This is a genomic window from Agarivorans sp. QJM3NY_29, assembly GCF_050870835.2.
Lineage (GTDB): Bacteria > Pseudomonadota > Gammaproteobacteria > Enterobacterales > Celerinatantimonadaceae > Agarivorans.
On the sequence record NZ_CP194036.2, the window covers coordinates 3,939,216 to 3,955,682 of the forward strand.

General features: G+C 41.8%; 8 protein-coding genes. 3 read left to right on the forward strand and 5 right to left on the reverse strand.

The window, feature by feature from the left end:
- Positions 1–123: 123 nt before the first annotated feature.
- Positions 124–3,093 carry a DUF3857 domain-containing transglutaminase family protein gene (locus ACRRS0_RS17825; RefSeq protein ID WP_432451871.1) on the forward strand — a complete coding sequence of 990 codons (2,970 nt, stop codon included), beginning with the start codon at positions 124–126 and terminating at the stop codon, positions 3,091–3,093.
- Between the two features lie 203 nt (positions 3,094–3,296).
- Here ACRRS0_RS17825 and ACRRS0_RS17830 read toward each other — a convergent pair whose 3' ends face one another.
- Positions 3,297–5,174 (reverse strand): methyl-accepting chemotaxis protein, encoded by a 1,878-nt coding sequence (locus ACRRS0_RS17830; RefSeq protein WP_432451870.1) that lies wholly within the window; start codon positions 5,172–5,174, stop codon positions 3,297–3,299.
- A 1,929-nt stretch (positions 5,175–7,103) separates the two neighbouring features.
- On the opposite strand from ACRRS0_RS17830, the gene ACRRS0_RS17835 reads away from it, so the two are divergent.
- On the forward strand, positions 7,104–7,832 hold the full coding sequence (locus tag ACRRS0_RS17835; protein WP_432451869.1) for an Npun_F0296 family exosortase-dependent surface protein: 729 nt from the start codon (positions 7,104–7,106) through the stop codon (positions 7,830–7,832).
- A 169-nt stretch (positions 7,833–8,001) separates the two neighbouring features.
- Here ACRRS0_RS17835 and ACRRS0_RS17840 read toward each other — a convergent pair whose 3' ends face one another.
- Positions 8,002–9,579 carry an alkaline phosphatase gene (locus ACRRS0_RS17840; protein WP_432451868.1) on the reverse strand — a complete coding sequence of 526 codons (1,578 nt, stop codon included), beginning with the start codon at positions 9,577–9,579 and terminating at the stop codon, positions 8,002–8,004.
- A 515-nt stretch (positions 9,580–10,094) separates the two neighbouring features.
- A complete protein-coding gene (gene rsgA / locus ACRRS0_RS17845) occupies positions 10,095–11,135 on the reverse strand; it encodes a ribosome small subunit-dependent GTPase A (protein WP_432451867.1) in 1,041 nt (346 codons plus the stop codon).
- Between the two features lie 630 nt (positions 11,136–11,765).
- Here rsgA and ACRRS0_RS17850 point away from each other — a divergent pair.
- Complete coding sequence (locus ACRRS0_RS17850) at positions 11,766–12,914, forward strand: N(5)-(carboxyethyl)ornithine synthase (RefSeq protein WP_432451866.1); 1,149 nt, start codon at positions 11,766–11,768, stop codon at positions 12,912–12,914.
- On the opposite strand, the gene ACRRS0_RS17855 is transcribed toward ACRRS0_RS17850, so the two are convergent.
- Together ACRRS0_RS17855 and ACRRS0_RS17860 are read right to left on the reverse strand one after the other, a co-directional pair.
- On the reverse strand, positions 12,904–13,083 hold the full coding sequence (locus ACRRS0_RS17855; RefSeq protein WP_432451865.1) for a hypothetical protein: 180 nt from the start codon (positions 13,081–13,083) through the stop codon (positions 12,904–12,906). The genes ACRRS0_RS17850 and ACRRS0_RS17855 overlap by 11 nt on opposite strands.
- Positions 13,084–13,331: 248 nt before the next feature.
- Positions 13,332–14,807 (reverse strand): pectate lyase family protein, encoded by a 1,476-nt coding sequence (locus ACRRS0_RS17860; RefSeq protein ID WP_432451864.1) that lies wholly within the window; start codon positions 14,805–14,807, stop codon positions 13,332–13,334.
- Positions 14,808–16,467 lie beyond the last annotated feature (1,660 nt).

Consider the following 16,467-nt stretch of genomic DNA (forward strand, 5'->3'; position numbering starts at 1 on the left):
ATCATAAGAGCCTGTTTCTTTTGATTTTATTGAGTCAACTATAAACTAATGGCATACTGACAAAATGTACAAAAATCTTAAACTCATGTAATTAGCTGTTTTAAAGGATTAAAGTCACAGCAAATGAAGATTGTTCAACATAAAATATCCCTTCAATTATTACTCTGCTTGCTGTTGATTTTCTGTGCGATGAGTGAGGCCGACGATCATATTCCCACCGCACCAAAACCAAACTGGGTGAGCGAGACCGCTCTCCCTGATCCCGAGCTTATTCAAAATAATCAAATTCAAAATGGTGTCTATTACTTATTAGCGGATACTCAGCTCAAGGTTGAAGAGCAACAATCACAGTTCTACTATCACTATGCTGATTACATCGTGAATCAAACAGGGGTCGAAAATAACTCCCAAATCAATATCGACTTTGACCCTAGCTACCAACAATTGCGCTTGCATTCGGTCCAAGTGATTAGAGACCTGCAGCCCATCAATAAACGCAACTCGGCACTTATCAAGCTGCTCCAACGTGAAGAAGAATTGGAAAAACTGGTCTATCAGGGGGAAATGACACTTAATATCATTCTCGATGATATTCGCGTCGGCGATATTATCGAATACAGTTACAGTATCCAGGGCATGAATCCAGCCTACCAAAATATTTTTGCCTATCAACGCTTACTCAATTGGTCGGTTCCTTTGGCTAAATTTTCGTTACGGATCCTATGGAACAAAGCCACACCACTTTACTACCAGTTACAAAATACTGAGCAAGAGGTCATCCAAAATCAAACAGTTCATGGGACAGAATACCTGATCCAAAAAAATTGGATTAAAGCGCTAAAAATTGAGGACAATACACCGATTGGCTTCGATCCCAGAGCAAAGGTCTATTTTAGTGAGCTTCAGTCTTGGGCGGAAGTCGCTCGTTGGAGTGAACCATTCTACCGAGATGCGATGATCGCCGACCAACACATCAAAAACTTAGTCAGCGATATTCAAACACAGCATCACGATCGAGAAGCACAAATTTCAGCCGCATTACGTTTCGTTCAAGATGAAATTCGCTACTTTGCCATCGAGCTCAACCAAAACTCACACATTCCCACCCCTGCTTTCGAAACGCTGCGTAATCGCTACGGCGACTGTAAAGACAAAACCGTATTATTACTCACACTCTTCAAAGAATTAGGATTTAAGGCTTATCCGGCGCTAGTAAATACCGAAGACAAATTGGATAGCATCTTGCCAAACGTTCAGGCCTTTGATCATGTGATTACCTATCTTGAATATAAAGGACGGCGTTATTGGCTCGATCCCACCCGTAATTTTCAACATGGTCACATCGATAATATTTACCAAGCCGATTTTGGCGAGGCCTTGGTGCTATTAAAAGACCACCAGCAATTAACGCAGATGCAAGTCTCTGAGGCCAAGCATGGCATTTTGGTTCACGACCACTTTATCCTTGCCGATGAAGGCCCAAGCCAGTTCTTATCAACAACCCAAGATATCGGTAAAGATGCCGAAAGACAGCGCCAGCGTTTAGCCGAAAATAGTCTCGAGCAAATCCAGCAAGATTATTTAAAGTTTTTTCAGGGGTATTACCCAAAAACATCAGTATCACAAGCCATTCGATATACGGATGACACCGAACTGAATATATTGCGCAGCGACGAGCAATACCAAATTGAAAACTTTTGGCAAAACGACTCCGAACAACAGCGCACTCAAGCCGATTTTTATGCGAATTTAGTGAGTTCCTCGCTTCAGGTTCCCGATGATTTAAGCCGGATTGACCCGCTTTATCTCAGTTATCCGCATCGCGTAGAACAAACCATTGATATCGATTTAACAGACGGCGACTGGAATTTTGATAATGAGAGCTTTGTTGAAGACAATCCATTTTTTCACTTCAGTCATCAGGTTAAATTCGATAAAGCGAAACAACAGCTAAGTTTAATCTATCAATATCAAAGTAAACTGGATCATATATCACCAGAAGATTACTCAGCTTATCGTAAGGCTATCCAAAAAACCCAAGACCACCTCAGCTATAGCATCATTCAAAGTCATTCATCAGCAGCTGATGGTAATCCGACGCTCGCTTGGCTGATGCAGTATCTAACAGCTACCACCGTACTTATGGTATATGGTGCGCTCTATTTACTGGTGATGTTATTATGGCTCATGGATCGTAAGCACACTGCCGACCAGACTGAAGCGCTGTTCTTTCCAGTCTCGATAGTAAAGCTAGCCCTGATGTGGGTACTGAGCTTTGGCTTATACGCCGTATATTGGTTTTATCAGAACTTTCAATATATAAAACAGCAAGAACAAAACGCTTCAATGCCTTGGGCCAGAGCCTGTTTCAGTATTTTTTGGTATTATCCACTATGGCGTAAACTCAAAACTGATAATGAGCAACGTTTTACTCAAAGCCACTTACCCAACAAATGGCTTGCAATATTGCTTGCTTTGATTTATTCAGCAAGTGGATTCATCATTAATACAGACTATTGGCAACTCCTTTCATTATTACTTAGTGTTGCCCTCGTGATTCCTTTAGCAAACTATATTTTATTTATTAATGGCCCAGATTCAGCAGCCATGTTGAGAAACTCAAAGTGGCGTTTCCGCCACTATTTATTGACGATATTAACGGCCCCATTATTTATGTTTCAAGTAAGTTCATCATTTGGAGTCATTCCAAGTGATACCGTTGTGAAAGGTACATGGCTGCTAGACCACGATATAAAAACCATGCAGCGTCAGGGCATTATTAAACCCGGAGATCAAATAGATTACTTTTATAGTGATGCTTTATTCTTTGTGGGAAATGATGGAAATGGCTTCACCCAGCGCCATGTGTTCTCCTATTGGAAGGACGATGAGCAACGAATAAACAAACAGCTAGCATCCTATAGCGAGATCCGACAGATTAAAGTTGATTGGGCAAAAACCGTCAACAAAAACTCGACCGTGACGGTCATTCGAAAAGACGGTAGCGAGTTTATACTTTACGTTTCCAATGTTGACCATAAGGATCAACAGTTTGTTACAGCACTAAAAAAACACTGGCAAGCCAGTCCTTAAATCAATGCTTCGCATAAGGATAGATACCCTTGAGTGCGACTTGAAGTATCCGCCATAAGGCTATCAACGCCAATCAAGCTATTCGAGCCCACCACGACTCAGCAAGACATGAGCCTTTCTCGATGATGGGCCTAGTGCTCGGCCCTTGGCTTTGCCGTCTCAAGCGACCAAGCCAAGTTTTGAACACAAGCGAACTTGATTTACTAATGAAAGAAAGACAACTCTTTTTTCTGCGATTCAGCCAGCTGCGCTAACTCTTCCGATGCTTGTAAAGTCTGACTCACCGCTGCAACATTTTGATTCACGGAGTCAAAAGCTTGTGTCGTAATCTTCGAAATGTCTTCCGTCACCATGAATTGCTGCTGTGAAGATTCGGCCACCAAGCTATTGATGTCCAAAATAGATGTGACCGCTGTCGAAATATCTTCAAAAGATGCTTTGATCTGGTCGGCCAAAGTTACTGAGCCTTCAATCAACTCTACATTCCCAATCATATGCTGATTTGCTTTATCCGATTGAGATTGCAGTTTTTCGATAATCTCTTGAATTTTGACTGTCGATGATTGAGTTTTCGATGCCAAGTTTCTCACTTCATCGGCAACCACCGCAAAACCACGTCCTTGTTCACCAGCGCGAGCAGCTTCAATCGCGGCATTGAGCGCCAGAAGGTTAGTTTGCTCCGAAATACTGGTAATCACTTCAGTGACCGAGCCAATTTCAATAGCAAACTGCCTGAGTTCTTCCACAATAGTGGCAGCCTCTGTTACCGAGTGATGAATTTGATCCGTAAGACGAATATTTTCTTCTAAAACCAACTGCCCACTGGACACATTCGCTTGAGCTTTTTCGGCATCTTGTTCCGCTAAACCCGCCTTACTGCTCACTTCTTGAGAGGTTGATGACAACTCATTAATCGCAGTTGAGATTTGTTCGACTTGTATCAACTCTTGATTGGCATTGTTCTGAGTCTCATTCATAACCACATTCAACTCTTGAGATGCCGAAGAAACACTTTCAGAAATGCTTCGAGAGTTATTAACCAACTCATTCAGTTGTCTGGATAAATTCACCAATGAAAGATAGATCCCTGTCTCTTGACCCGTCACCTTTAGATTTTGACTTAAATGTCCCTTCGACATACTTTCCATTAAAGCTGCAATGTCATCGGGAGCGCCGCCAACCGGCTTAATCACCAGCTTATTCAAGGCCACTAATAAAACTAAAATAGCAATAATCAGACAAAACAAACCGATAACAATAGATGTCCATAACTGCTCATCTGCACTCTCATGAATTTGATCATTACGAATGTAAGTAATAAAGTTCATATTCGCCTGTTCAAGTTTTCCCCAAAAAGCAGTGAAGGCGACCATTTCGCCATTCACTTCGCTTTCGTAAGATAACTTCGGTGACTCTGGGCTAAACTGTTTATATAGAGGGCGCTTGGTAAAGATATTTTTGCCGACAAAATCTGGATAGGCGGATAGCAAAATAGTGCCATCGGCGGTGTATAAAACCATATCTTTACGGTTCGCAATATCTTCAAGTATTGAAGCCAAATATACATTCGCCACCACGGCTGCTGAATCGCTGAGCTTATAAGCAATCGCGACAACCGTATTACCACTTTCTTTCGACTCAAAAGGAGGCGAGACAAAAAAGCTTTCTCCTTGTTTGAACAAGGCCGTGTAAAATGCACGGTTCAAATCCTTCACATTAAAACTAAGCTTTTTACCAGTTTCAAAATACACTTCACCATCTCTGTTAAATACCGCAACACCATCGCCTATCTTGCCCATCGAACGACGTAATGCCTTCAGCTCAGTGACCAATTTTTCAGATAGGCCTGCGTCGGAAAAATCCTTAGGAGCAACTTGAATCGAAGATAACATCTGCTTATAAGCTTTGAGTTTTTCATTCAATTTAGTCTCAACAGTGATCGTTCTTTCACGAAGTAATTCTTCATGTAAATAAATACTTTCTGTTCTGAAAGAATTAAAACTTAGACTCGATAGCAGCACTACGATGATGAGGATAATGGCACTGAGCGTGCCAACAATTTGAAGTTTAAATTTGTTCATATAAGCTCTCTATGTATCACTTCACAAATCAGAAAACAGTCAATATCTCGACCTAACTTGGCCGGGATGAATATATGACTTAGATGGGAGATAGAAATAAAAGATTAATTATTGTAGCACTTCTGCTTACCCTCTCGTTTATCGTTTATATATATATTAGATGATTTTTAAGGGCTTAGAAGCAAAACCTTTAATAAATTTCTCTCAATGAAGGCAGAGGGAAGTCATTTACTTTTCCGGTGTGATTTTTTTGTGAATAAGCAAAATACCTAGAATAAGACAAATGCCATATATTAGACCGCTAGAATATATATTCTAGATTAAAACACTATTCCATATGGCAGCTGCAGAGGATTTAAACTTTGCATAGAGTTGACTACAGTGTTCAATTCCAGAAAGAACAATATTTTACAATACAAAATCGCATTCAATAGACCAGTGCCGTTATTTGAGTCCGATATATTCTCGACTCATTTAAAAATAGCATTTAGTAAATACCGCTCCACCAATTGATAAAAACTAATTGAAGGGAGCTGTCTCGAATAACTGACACCTATCGATGTGAAACCGCTACTAGCCATTTAGAGCTATTTTTATGCGCACCTGAATGCCAGCATATACAAATAATTTTAGCGCATCGCAACGAATACCAAGCCTAATGCAGCGATGGTTCGATTCGAATAAGTCCCCACAGGCGCATCATCGATGCGAATAAACCACCCTCAGATTTACTCGAAGGGTTACTGAGAGTTCTCTGTTCACGCAGCGACAAGAAAACGCTTGGGAATAAGTATTGGTATCTGGCTTCTGCTAAGAATATAAGCCTAGCGGAAAACACTCTTCGACAAGGTATAGCTGTCGATCTGGTTTAAGCATCAGAGCGAGATAAATCTTAGCGCTTGATTGGAGCTTGACGGCCATCTAAGCATTGGCCAGTTGCTTTTTTATATCACCGACATAATGCGTGAGGAATCAAAAGCATTAATCGCTAGCTTTGCTGCTTCATCTAAAATAGCCTGCAACACTCACCTCTTGTTGACCATTGCTCCCCCAGTTGAACTGAACTAAGTGGTCGATTGCCAGACCAGCCTTGAGAGTTGTTTACAATGATTATCCCGATCACAAACAACCCGATACTGCATTCTCGGAGGGAACAGGGTCGTGCGCGGCAAATAGCAGTGCTTACTTATGCCTTCAAGCGGATGAACGATGGCATAAGGTAGATGTCACAGTGTACACTGATGACTTAAGCTAGTTAACTGACTCATCTAAGCCCCATACGTTATTTTTAAACATGTAATTAAATTTTTATAGGCACAACCTGCGGATGTATTTAAATCTAATTGGCTGGTATTTTTAAAGCTTTGCTTAGCGATAATAATATAAAAACAATTCTATATACAAAAGTAGATTTCCGCAACACAAATCAGGCAAAAACCCATTAAAAATAGACACTTATATAATGCCGTTTTCTAAAGTAGAACTGCATGTATTAGTTGTGGTTCATATATATAACCAAACAACTAATACAATATTATCCTTGTACAAGCCAATTTAAACTCACAAATCATCAGGAACAATAATTATTCTATGATTCCTTCCTGTCATAAAGCTAACAAATACAAATCATCAATTAAATAAACGATTCAGTGACCAAGAGAGCACCGTCAAGTCAATAACGAGTCCCTCTCCCACAAACTGTACTTCCCCCTTGAACTATCAAAAGAATAATCGAATTTGCAAAAAGCGAATACCTAGTTTGCATTTCGAGAAATGTATTCTATTTCAATAAGAACTAAGCGATAAGTAATTGAAAAATAAAAATATAATAAAACTGGCATGAAACTGGATTACTCGGTAATCAACAGCACCTAAAACCACCAACGCTAGCGCGATCCAGTCAAGGTATCAAATTTTCACAAAATACTCATGCAATTCACACTCTGTTCAAGCATTCTAACAACAGTATTCACTTCATTAGCCAGCCAGGCAGGCGTTATCTACAGTATCGAAAAACCAGGCATTCAAAGCTCTCAAGTGAGCGGATTAACCCTCACCGAAGATTTTGACCTACTATCGAACAACAGCCTAGCCAAGGGTTACCAAGCCGATTTTGGCTATTACTCGGTAAATAAAGGCACCGCGAAGATCCACAAATTTGGGGTTTATGGGGGGGCATTTGGCGAAGGGAAATACCTATTTATTCCGAATAACAGCGCTGTAAAATTAAGTTTTGACCAAGCCGTCGGGTATTTTGGTTTTTGGTGGAGCGCAGGTGATAGTGGTAATCAATTGCGTATTACCACCAAGTCTGAAAACTTAATGTTTGCCACTCACCAAATTTTAGATGCAGCCGTATTGGAACCCGAGCACTACGGCAGCCCAACGAGAGTGAGCGGAAATAAACGCGAGCCTTATGGCTATGTCAATTTATTTGCAGAAACAGAGGCTGATAAAATAGTCTCAATCGAGTTCTTTGGCCGAAACTTCGAAACCGATAATCACACAACCAGCATCCAGCGCGAGCGCATTACTGGTTTAACATTAGCGGCGGTCAGCGTACCTGAGCCCAAAAGCAGCTGGTTAATCGGCTTGGGGTTGTTACTATTGATGATTCGTCAGACTAGGTGCAGGCAGCGAACTGAACACGCTCGATAGAGCCTTTGGGCTCTGATACCTAAAGGATAATCCGAACAGTGCTGGCGGTTCGGTCACTGCGCATTCTCCATAAACTAATTCTTATTTATAAATGTAAAAACGGTGCTAAACCTTTGCTTAGCACCGTTTGACAAGAACATCGTGTAAATATTAGCGTGAAAACCGCCGACTATTTCACCATATCTTTAATATATTGACCCAATTCAGAGTGGTGCATAATTCGAGAAACCGGAATGATTTCTTTTAACGGTCCCCACGCAAAAACATTGACCGGAGTATGAGTATGCGTGCCCGTACCCCAAACCGTATTTTGGCCCGTCGCATGTTGGCGCGCTAATACGTTACCGCGGTCGTTATAAGGGAAGAACGCGTCGAAGTCATTAATAGCAGGCACATCATTCGCAGATAAGTAGCTATGCATTTTTTTATAGTATGGATTTGGCTTGGTTGCCATCACATGAGCTGCTTGCTCAGAGGTAATCGAAAAATCACTATTTGCGTTCACAATTTCAGCTAAATGATCTGGAGTTTGTTGCGCTTTATCCAATTTGTCGAACTGAGCAAGCATATCTGCATAACTCATTTTCTGATTATACAAACCGTCTAAAATATCAAACTTACCAAAGTTGAAGTTAGGCGCATAATCGCGTTTTTGAAATGCTTCGCCAGTACGTTTTTCTGGTTTTGGTAAGTCATTTGAAGAATAGCTGAAACCGAACGAACCTGTTTCGTGGTCTGCGGTCACAATGATCAAGGTATCTTCACGACCTTTCGCCCACTCATAAACTGAATTGACCGCTTCATCGAATTTGATCATTTCATGTAACATCGTGCCAGCATCGTTACTATGTCCAGCCCAATCAATTTGCCCCCCTTCCACCATAAGGAAAAAGCCGTCCTGATCTTTAGCCAATACCTCCAGAGCTTTGTCTGTCATCTCTTTCAATGTTGGTTGAGTGCGTTTCGGATCATTTTTAGTATGGCTATAAGCAATGCCGTCATTCATCCCCGAATAAGAAAACAAACCTAATAATTTGTCACCTGACGCATTTGCCAACATATTTTTATTAAATGCCAAACTGTAGCCTTGGGTTTGCGCTTCATTCAGCAAATTGCGCTCATCCTTACGCTTAGACTTAAGCTTCACATCGCCCTGAGTCAATAACTCAAGCGCCTTATAAGTCTCCCCTTTATCATTGGTAGATTTAGGGATCCAATGACGAATACCACCAGACAGCATCACATCGGCACCAGTTGCCAACATATCAGACGCAATCTCATTTTCTAAAGAACGATGCGGTTCATGGGCAGCAAAGGCTGCAGGAGTCGCGTGGGTGAGACGGGTGTCAGAAACCAGTCCGGTGGCTTTGCCCATCCGTTTGGCTTTTTCCAGCACCGTTTCTACATGATCGCCATTTGAGTTAATTCCGATCACCTCAGAGGCGGTATATACCCCGGTCGCTAACATCGTTGCAGAACATGCAGAGTCAACAACGATGGCCTCCTCTGGATTAGTTAACGAAGAACCGATCACGCCTTCCTGGGCCAGCTTATACAATGCAGTGGTTTCACCGCGATAGATAGAATGCGGTGCATTGTTCGCGTATAGCTCTAATAACCCGACTTGCTGCGGGCCCATGCCATCACCAATCATTAAAATGACGTTCTTAATTTCTGCCGATAAAACAGAAAAAGAAAACATCGAGGTGGCTGCGGCGAAAACGAGGGGTTTAACGATCTGCTTCATTTCATGTTCCTTATGTATAAATGCGGCGGTAGTTAAACAAGGTTGTTTGACAGTTTTATGACAAAAGGTGATTTGTTTGACGACTCAAACATAATAATCACGCTAAATACGCCCCCTTAATCTCGTATAACGTTGCCGCAGAGCAATCAAGCGCCTTTGCCAAAAATGAAATGAACCACTGGTTAATGAAAAAAGCACATCTTAACTCTCAAGCCGCAGGCGGATTGAATAACCAGAAAAATCACTTAGCCAAGCGCAATGATGAACATCATTTAAGCAAACAAATGCTAACTAAAAGTCGACCATGATTAGGCAATATCTCGCTTAGTTGATATAAATCGAAGGCAATATTCGATCTCGCAATCGACCATTTAGCTTCGAGAAATGTGATGCCCTTGTACTGCTCCAGCTCGCCAAAAATAAAAAACTCATAGCGTCATACGCTATGAGTTTGGTTTTCTTAATCGACCTTAATCGACCTTAACCAACATATCGAAAAATAAAGTCACCACAAATCAGTACTGTGACTTACGCTTTCGCGAACCAGCCAAAGTCGATTTTACCATTCGACCAAAATCTCGGTCATTGGCACGACGCTGGGCGATACTGGCAGCATTAAACTGTTGTTCTCGCATCAGTTTTCGATAGTTACTTAAACGACGCTCAGAAAACTGGCCTTGTTCTATCGCCAAACGTACTTTACAACCAGGCTCACGCTCGTGCTGACAATCTGCAAATTTACATTGGGCGGCCAATTCAACGATATCATTAAAGGTAGCCTTTACGCCCTCTTCGCAATCACTCAACTGCAGTTCACGCATGCCAGGCGTGTCGAGTAATAGGCCGCCTCGCCGCATGATATGCATCGATCGCGCAGTGGTGGTATGCCGCCCCTTACTATCGTTTTCTCGAATGCTAGCCGTAAGACTCGTAGGTTCGCCTAACAAAGTATTAATTAAGGTCGACTTACCCACACCAGACGAGCCCATAAAAGCCACTGTTTGCCCTTCGCCACAGTAACTTTCTAGCTGGCTAACTTGCTGTGCATCCAAGGCATTCACCGCCTCTACAAGCAACATTGGATCCAGTTGTTGCACTTGTTCAATGTAGGATTCCGCTGACTCACATTGATCCACTTTAGTCAGCACCACAACTGGGGCAACCTTTACTTCATGAGCTAAGGCCAAATAGCGCTCAATACGACTGAGCTTAAAATCATAGTTCACTGAGCACACCAAAAACAATGTATCTACGTTCGCCGCAATCAGCTGTAACTCGGCGCGCGAACCGACCGCTTTACGACGAAACAGAGTCGTAGGTTCAAGTTGCCGAACAAACTGGCGTTGCTCGAGTAACAGCCAGTCTCCGACCGCCATTTTTGGCATATTCGGGGTAATCGCCAGCCTTTCCAGCCCCTGTTCAGAAGCAAGTAAATATTCGCTTCGATGTTGTTCAAATATTCGAGCAGGCCGAAATAAGCTGAGCTCGTCGAAATGAAGTTGTTGTTGAAAAAAAGGTTTCCATCCTAGTTGAGATAGAGAAAAAGAAGTGCCCATTGAGCTTACTCCAAACACATAATTTGTGAAATTTTAAGACGTAGTGAAACGCCCCGGAGATACGGGCTTTGACAAGAAATGACTTAAGCTAAATCCTGAGCCCGTTGAGTTTTAATTACAATCATCAGATGTCCTTTATGTGTGTTCAAATTGTCGCCAATCATAACAAAATACCAGTAAATTTACTCTAACAATGATGTTCATCACTCAATTCAAACATACTGCGTGTAACAAGCACCGCTGACTCTTGGGGCGGCAGATCCCTTAGGGCAGGTAAGCTGAATACTCACTTTTGTTCAACATTTAATTCGCAGTTAAAAATATTAAATAGTGCAAAATAGAGATATTTTAAGTAAAAAATATTGCGCTGAAGACTCGCCTGCAAGGCGCATGACGGTTCAGTTATTCGCCAAGTTGGGTTCTTGTTCGCCAGTGGATCTGGCCAATGCTCCGAAAACTTGCGCTTAATTGTGTTAGACTACGCTCCACGGTATCAAATGACTCGCATCCCCTCTCGCATCAACGAGCTCTCATTTTCAAGCCTCCTCGATTACCAATATAGCTCCACTAAGCTTGTGACGTTTATTGTTAGCATCCTGCTGACGCGCTCGCTCAAGCAAAGGAAATATTATGAAAACATCTTCAATAGGCGTAATAGGCACCTCTAAAAAGCAAGACGAACGACGCGTTCCAATCCACCCTGAGCATTTATCTCGACTCCCAGAAGCACTGCGTAAACAGCTAACCTTTGAAACTGGCTACGGAGAACGTTTTGGAATGTCCGATGCAGAACTTACCACGCAAGTAGCAGGGCTTGCCTCACGAGATGAGATACTCGAGACCATGGATACCACCATTATTGCAAAACCCACGCTTGCCGACTTTGAACAACTTCGAGAAGGCGGCACTCTTTGGGGTTACCCGCATTGCACTCAGCAACGAGCTATCACTCAAACCGCAATTAACCGCAAGCAAACCTTGATAGCCTTCGAAGATATGTACGTATGGGGCCCTCAAGGACAAGTCGGACGACATACTTTTTATAAGAATAACGAAATGGCGGGCTACTGCGCGGTGATTCATGCGCTGCAACTGAAAGGCATTGACGGACACTATGGTAATCAACGCAAAGTGATTATCTTCAGCTTTGGTGCGGTAAGTCGTGGTGCCATTTATGCACTTAAAGCACATGGCTTCAGAGATATTACCATTTGTATTCAACGTCCTGATCATGAAGTGCGCGAAGAAGTGCTTGATTGCCATTATGTTACTTTTAGAGAAGGAGCTGAGGGCGAAGCTCGAATGGTTATCATCGAGCACGATGGATCGGAAAGACCACTAGCAGAGCTGATTAGTGAATCAAGCATTATTATTAATGGCACTTATCAAGATACCCATCATCCAGTGCATTTTGTCACCGAGGCAGAAAAATCCTGCTTAAAAGACGGTAGCTTAATCATTGATGTGAGTTGTGACGATGGCATGGGATTTTATTTTGCTAAACCCACAACCTTTCAAGATCCCATATTTAGCGTTGAAAATGTTGATTATTACGCTGTAGACCATACGCCAAGCTATTTGTGGGAAAGCGCCTCTCGGTCTATTTCTGCCGCGCTTATCGTTCATCTCCCTGCGATCGCAGCGGGGCGCGCCAGTTGGCAAAACAGTGACACCATTCGCCGAGCAATCAATATTGATCGCGGAGTGATCCAAAAGGAAGAAATTTTAGCCTTTCAGCATCGCCAGCCAAGCTATCCACACGTCGCCATTACCGAGTGAAATCAAATTCAACAAGCACCAGCGAGAGTCCCCCTGAAAATGCAATACGCGGTGAACTCAAAGCCAGTAATAGCGCAATGGAGGAGCCCTTAGAAATAACAAAACCAAATGGTAAACTGGTCCTGTTATCTGGTCGGTAAGTTTCAAATAGCTTTATGCTGCGTTCCATGGTCTCGCCTTAAGATGAAGGCCTGTAAGCATGCACCTTGTTTAAAGCCATTTGAATTGATACTGCTCGCTCTGATATAGATGCGTAATCAAATAGAGGATGTCGATTAGCTTTATTCACAAAAGCGTTGTTTATAACTCTCATCCAACGCGCTAAACATGAATGAAAATCGCGAGCTTAAAATTAGATATAAAAAAAGCCGATGCGTTAGCATCGGCTTTTCATATTAAAGGTTTGCTCTGAAGCGATTAAAGCTTACCAGAACCTGCGTTTGCTTTCACATACTCAACCACTTCACTTGCTGGCATCGCTGGCGCGTCACCATAAAGAGTTGGTTTCCAACCGACATCTTTAGACAATTGTTTCTTCTTGCTGCTCACTTTATTTGCCTCAGCAATCACATCAATCATCTTGCCATTGAACATAGAGCCAGTATCGAATGCTACTTTGCCTTTCATGTTGCCAATTGCATTAGCGGCTGTACCGTTTGCGATTTCAAATACGTTGGCTTCTGAGTAGATAGCAGACTCTTTACCGGCACCCAAAGCTTGACGCAAAATGTTATGGTGCGGTTTGTTTTTCAAAGAACTTACGTGTCTTGCATAACGTGTATCACCAACACCATCACCAGATGCATCACCTACAAAGTAGTTATTGTATGAGTGAATTTTACCATAACGAACACGTGGCATACGTTGGCCAACATTATTGAAATAGTTGCTGTGTAACGTCACACGTAAGTGACCCGTATCAGCTTTTTTCTTATCACTATTACCAATCAAAAACGCTTTATCATGATCATGGAAGTAGCTATTTGAAATAGTTACAAAATCAGCTTGGTTAGTAATATCGATCAAACCATCATGGTGTTGAACTTTTTGGGTAATCTCATTCTGAGGGAATGGGTAAACCGGTGGGAACATTGAATCCGCACGGTCACCATCAGAGAAGGTACAGTGATCAACCCAAACGCGTTTACCGCCAGCGATAGAGATTAAATCATACTCTGAGTTCCAACGGCCACCTGAACACATTTGTGGGCCGGTTTTCACATCAACGTATTCTGCCTGACAGCCAGGGTAGCTTGAGTCAAGTTTAAAGCTATCGCCTGGATCCCAATCTGGGAAGTAGTCGAAGGCATCTTCAAAGGCTATGTTGCGAATGATGATGTTTTCAGAGCCTTTGCCAATATGTAGCATGCCTTTAACGATTTTGGCATCAGTGCCTAAACCAATAATGCTGGTATTCGATGGGATGTCGATAACGATTTGTTTTTTCTGATTTTTTTGCGAGGCAACACGCGCTTCTTCAAGAGGGCCGGTCAATTTTCTATTTGGACGCTTCTTGATCAGTGGCTTCACGTTCCAAACTGCTGGCGCGTAAGCATTTTTATAATCTTCAAAATTGTAAGGTGCAACTCGGTAATCTTCTTCAGTCAATTCCCGACCTTGATCATCAGATGACAAGTTGATGGTACCTTTGATTTTGAGGATTTTTGCATTGTCGCCAGCAGCTAACAACGCATCGACTAACGCTTTTCGACTGCTCACCGTATAAACATGTGCATCAGTCGCTTTCGCTCCACCTGTAACAGGACCTTCAGCAGCAGCCCAACCGTCATTGGCAGGCATAACCACTCTTGCCATATCCATAGTGGCTGCACTTGAATATCCAGTCATTAAACTGGCCGCCAAACATGACGCAGCTAGAATCGTTCTATTCATTTTATTCTCCGAATAATGTTGAAAATAAACATTTTCGGTTTCCTAACCGATGCCTATTTTCAAATAGAATTTTGATTTTTAGATATATAAAAAACATAAAAAGTTTGTTTCCCCCCTCATATACTCGTTTCATTTTTTTTGAAAAAAATAATTTGGGAACCCTCTATATCTACAAACAAACTAACAAGAAAAACAAAATAAAAATACTGTTTTATTTTTTTAAAATCTCGATTTTAGATTTAGCGCACAAAATATATTAGTTATCGACAATTTGCTTCTTGTAAGGTTCGAGACGCCTTTAATCCAGAATGAAAAGAAAGCCAGATTTGTATTCAAAATTTGTGATCTAGATTCTAAATTTTAACTATCCCCCCCCCCCCGTTAATACGCAGTAGTTAAAAGTATCAATAAACACTCACGACCAATGCGGTTTGCTAATTGTTAGCCTTCTATGGTCTACAAAAATAACCTTATTTGAGTCGATAGTAGGCGCGAGTAAGTCGATGTATAGAGCGATGGGCAAGTCGATAGAATTGATTTGAGACAGAGAGCGACTCGCTTAGCGATCACTCATCTCACACCGAGTAACATCCCCGCAGGAATTAAAAATAACTCGCGCTGAGCGGATGGCTGCGCTAATGGTACCAACTTAACTCATCGCCACCTCCCTAGACCACAGCCAAGCATGACGAGACACATATCAGTGAAGTGTTTCAAATAAAATAAACAATAACATGGTTGAACTTGGCATCACGCCAAATCTGAAATCAACTAATGACAACATTAATTATTAAATGATGTCAAAATATTTGCATTTCATTGGGATTTTTTTATAGCGTACAAATAAAGATGCTTAGGTATTTATAATAATTCTGTGATCTGAATAACACTAGCATTAATTAGAGCCAACTATTTTCACGAACCTTATAATGTGTCACATGCGTATCTGGCTTTAATTCATATTGTTCATCTTCTGGGTAAATTTTTTCAACATCTATATCTTCACTAGCAAATGCTTTAATAGATTCTAGGTCTGACCAATAGCTAATTTGCTATTGTTATCGTTCCTCATCCAGCTTTCCCTCGACGAGCTCAGCAAAAAACTTATGCCAGCCATAAGAAGGCTTTCATCTATACCTGTAAACCTTGCATTTTAGCTGGTTGAGTTTTTCATCTTTATTCTATGAATCACGCCTCTGGGCTTAGAGCTTTGGGACTGGATAGCTTAAGGAGTTTACTCACCAGAACGATGAGCAAATTTGTGTGCAACTCAGGGTCAGGTTTTGCTTTTAGCCACTATCTTGCTTACCCGAGAATAAAGCGGCTTTCTCGCCTCCCTCATAGACAAACCGCCGATATTTGTTAACGACCCGTTTCCTCTGCTTTCCAAAGAGCAATTAAGTCTAATCATTATCCTGCCACCATAAAAAACAGCCTAAGTAAAACTTGAGCTACTGTAAGCAAAAAACAAGACCTGAACCCATTACTCCCTCAAGAGAAAGAGCCTTGGTTGATTGCTACGTCATTAAGCCTCTAGCAGGTTACACCGAAAGCTGTAGAGAAATTTACGCCACTCGGATGCAAATTGAAGAAGTTTTAAAAATGTAACAACTGGGCTGGGAATGAACCCATCTAGAACCCAAGACATAAGGTGGCTTAG

Coding starts and splice junctions, on each gene's coding strand:
- ACRRS0_RS17825 (WP_432451871.1), top strand. CDS start 124: ATGAAGATTGTTCAACATAAAATATCCCTTCAATTATTACTCTGCTTG.
- ACRRS0_RS17830 (WP_432451870.1), bottom strand. CDS start 5,174: ATGAACAAATTTAAACTTCAAATTGTTGGCACGCTCAGTGCCATTATC.
- ACRRS0_RS17835 (WP_432451869.1), top strand. CDS start 7,104: ATGCAATTCACACTCTGTTCAAGCATTCTAACAACAGTATTCACTTCA.
- ACRRS0_RS17840 (WP_432451868.1), bottom strand. CDS start 9,579: ATGAAGCAGATCGTTAAACCCCTCGTTTTCGCCGCAGCCACCTCGATG.
- rsgA (WP_432451867.1), bottom strand. CDS start 11,135: ATGGGCACTTCTTTTTCTCTATCTCAACTAGGATGGAAACCTTTTTTT.
- ACRRS0_RS17850 (WP_432451866.1), top strand. CDS start 11,766: ATGAAAACATCTTCAATAGGCGTAATAGGCACCTCTAAAAAGCAAGAC.
- ACRRS0_RS17855 (WP_432451865.1), bottom strand. CDS start 13,083: ATGGAACGCAGCATAAAGCTATTTGAAACTTACCGACCAGATAACAGG.
- ACRRS0_RS17860 (WP_432451864.1), bottom strand. CDS start 14,807: ATGAATAGAACGATTCTAGCTGCGTCATGTTTGGCGGCCAGTTTAATG.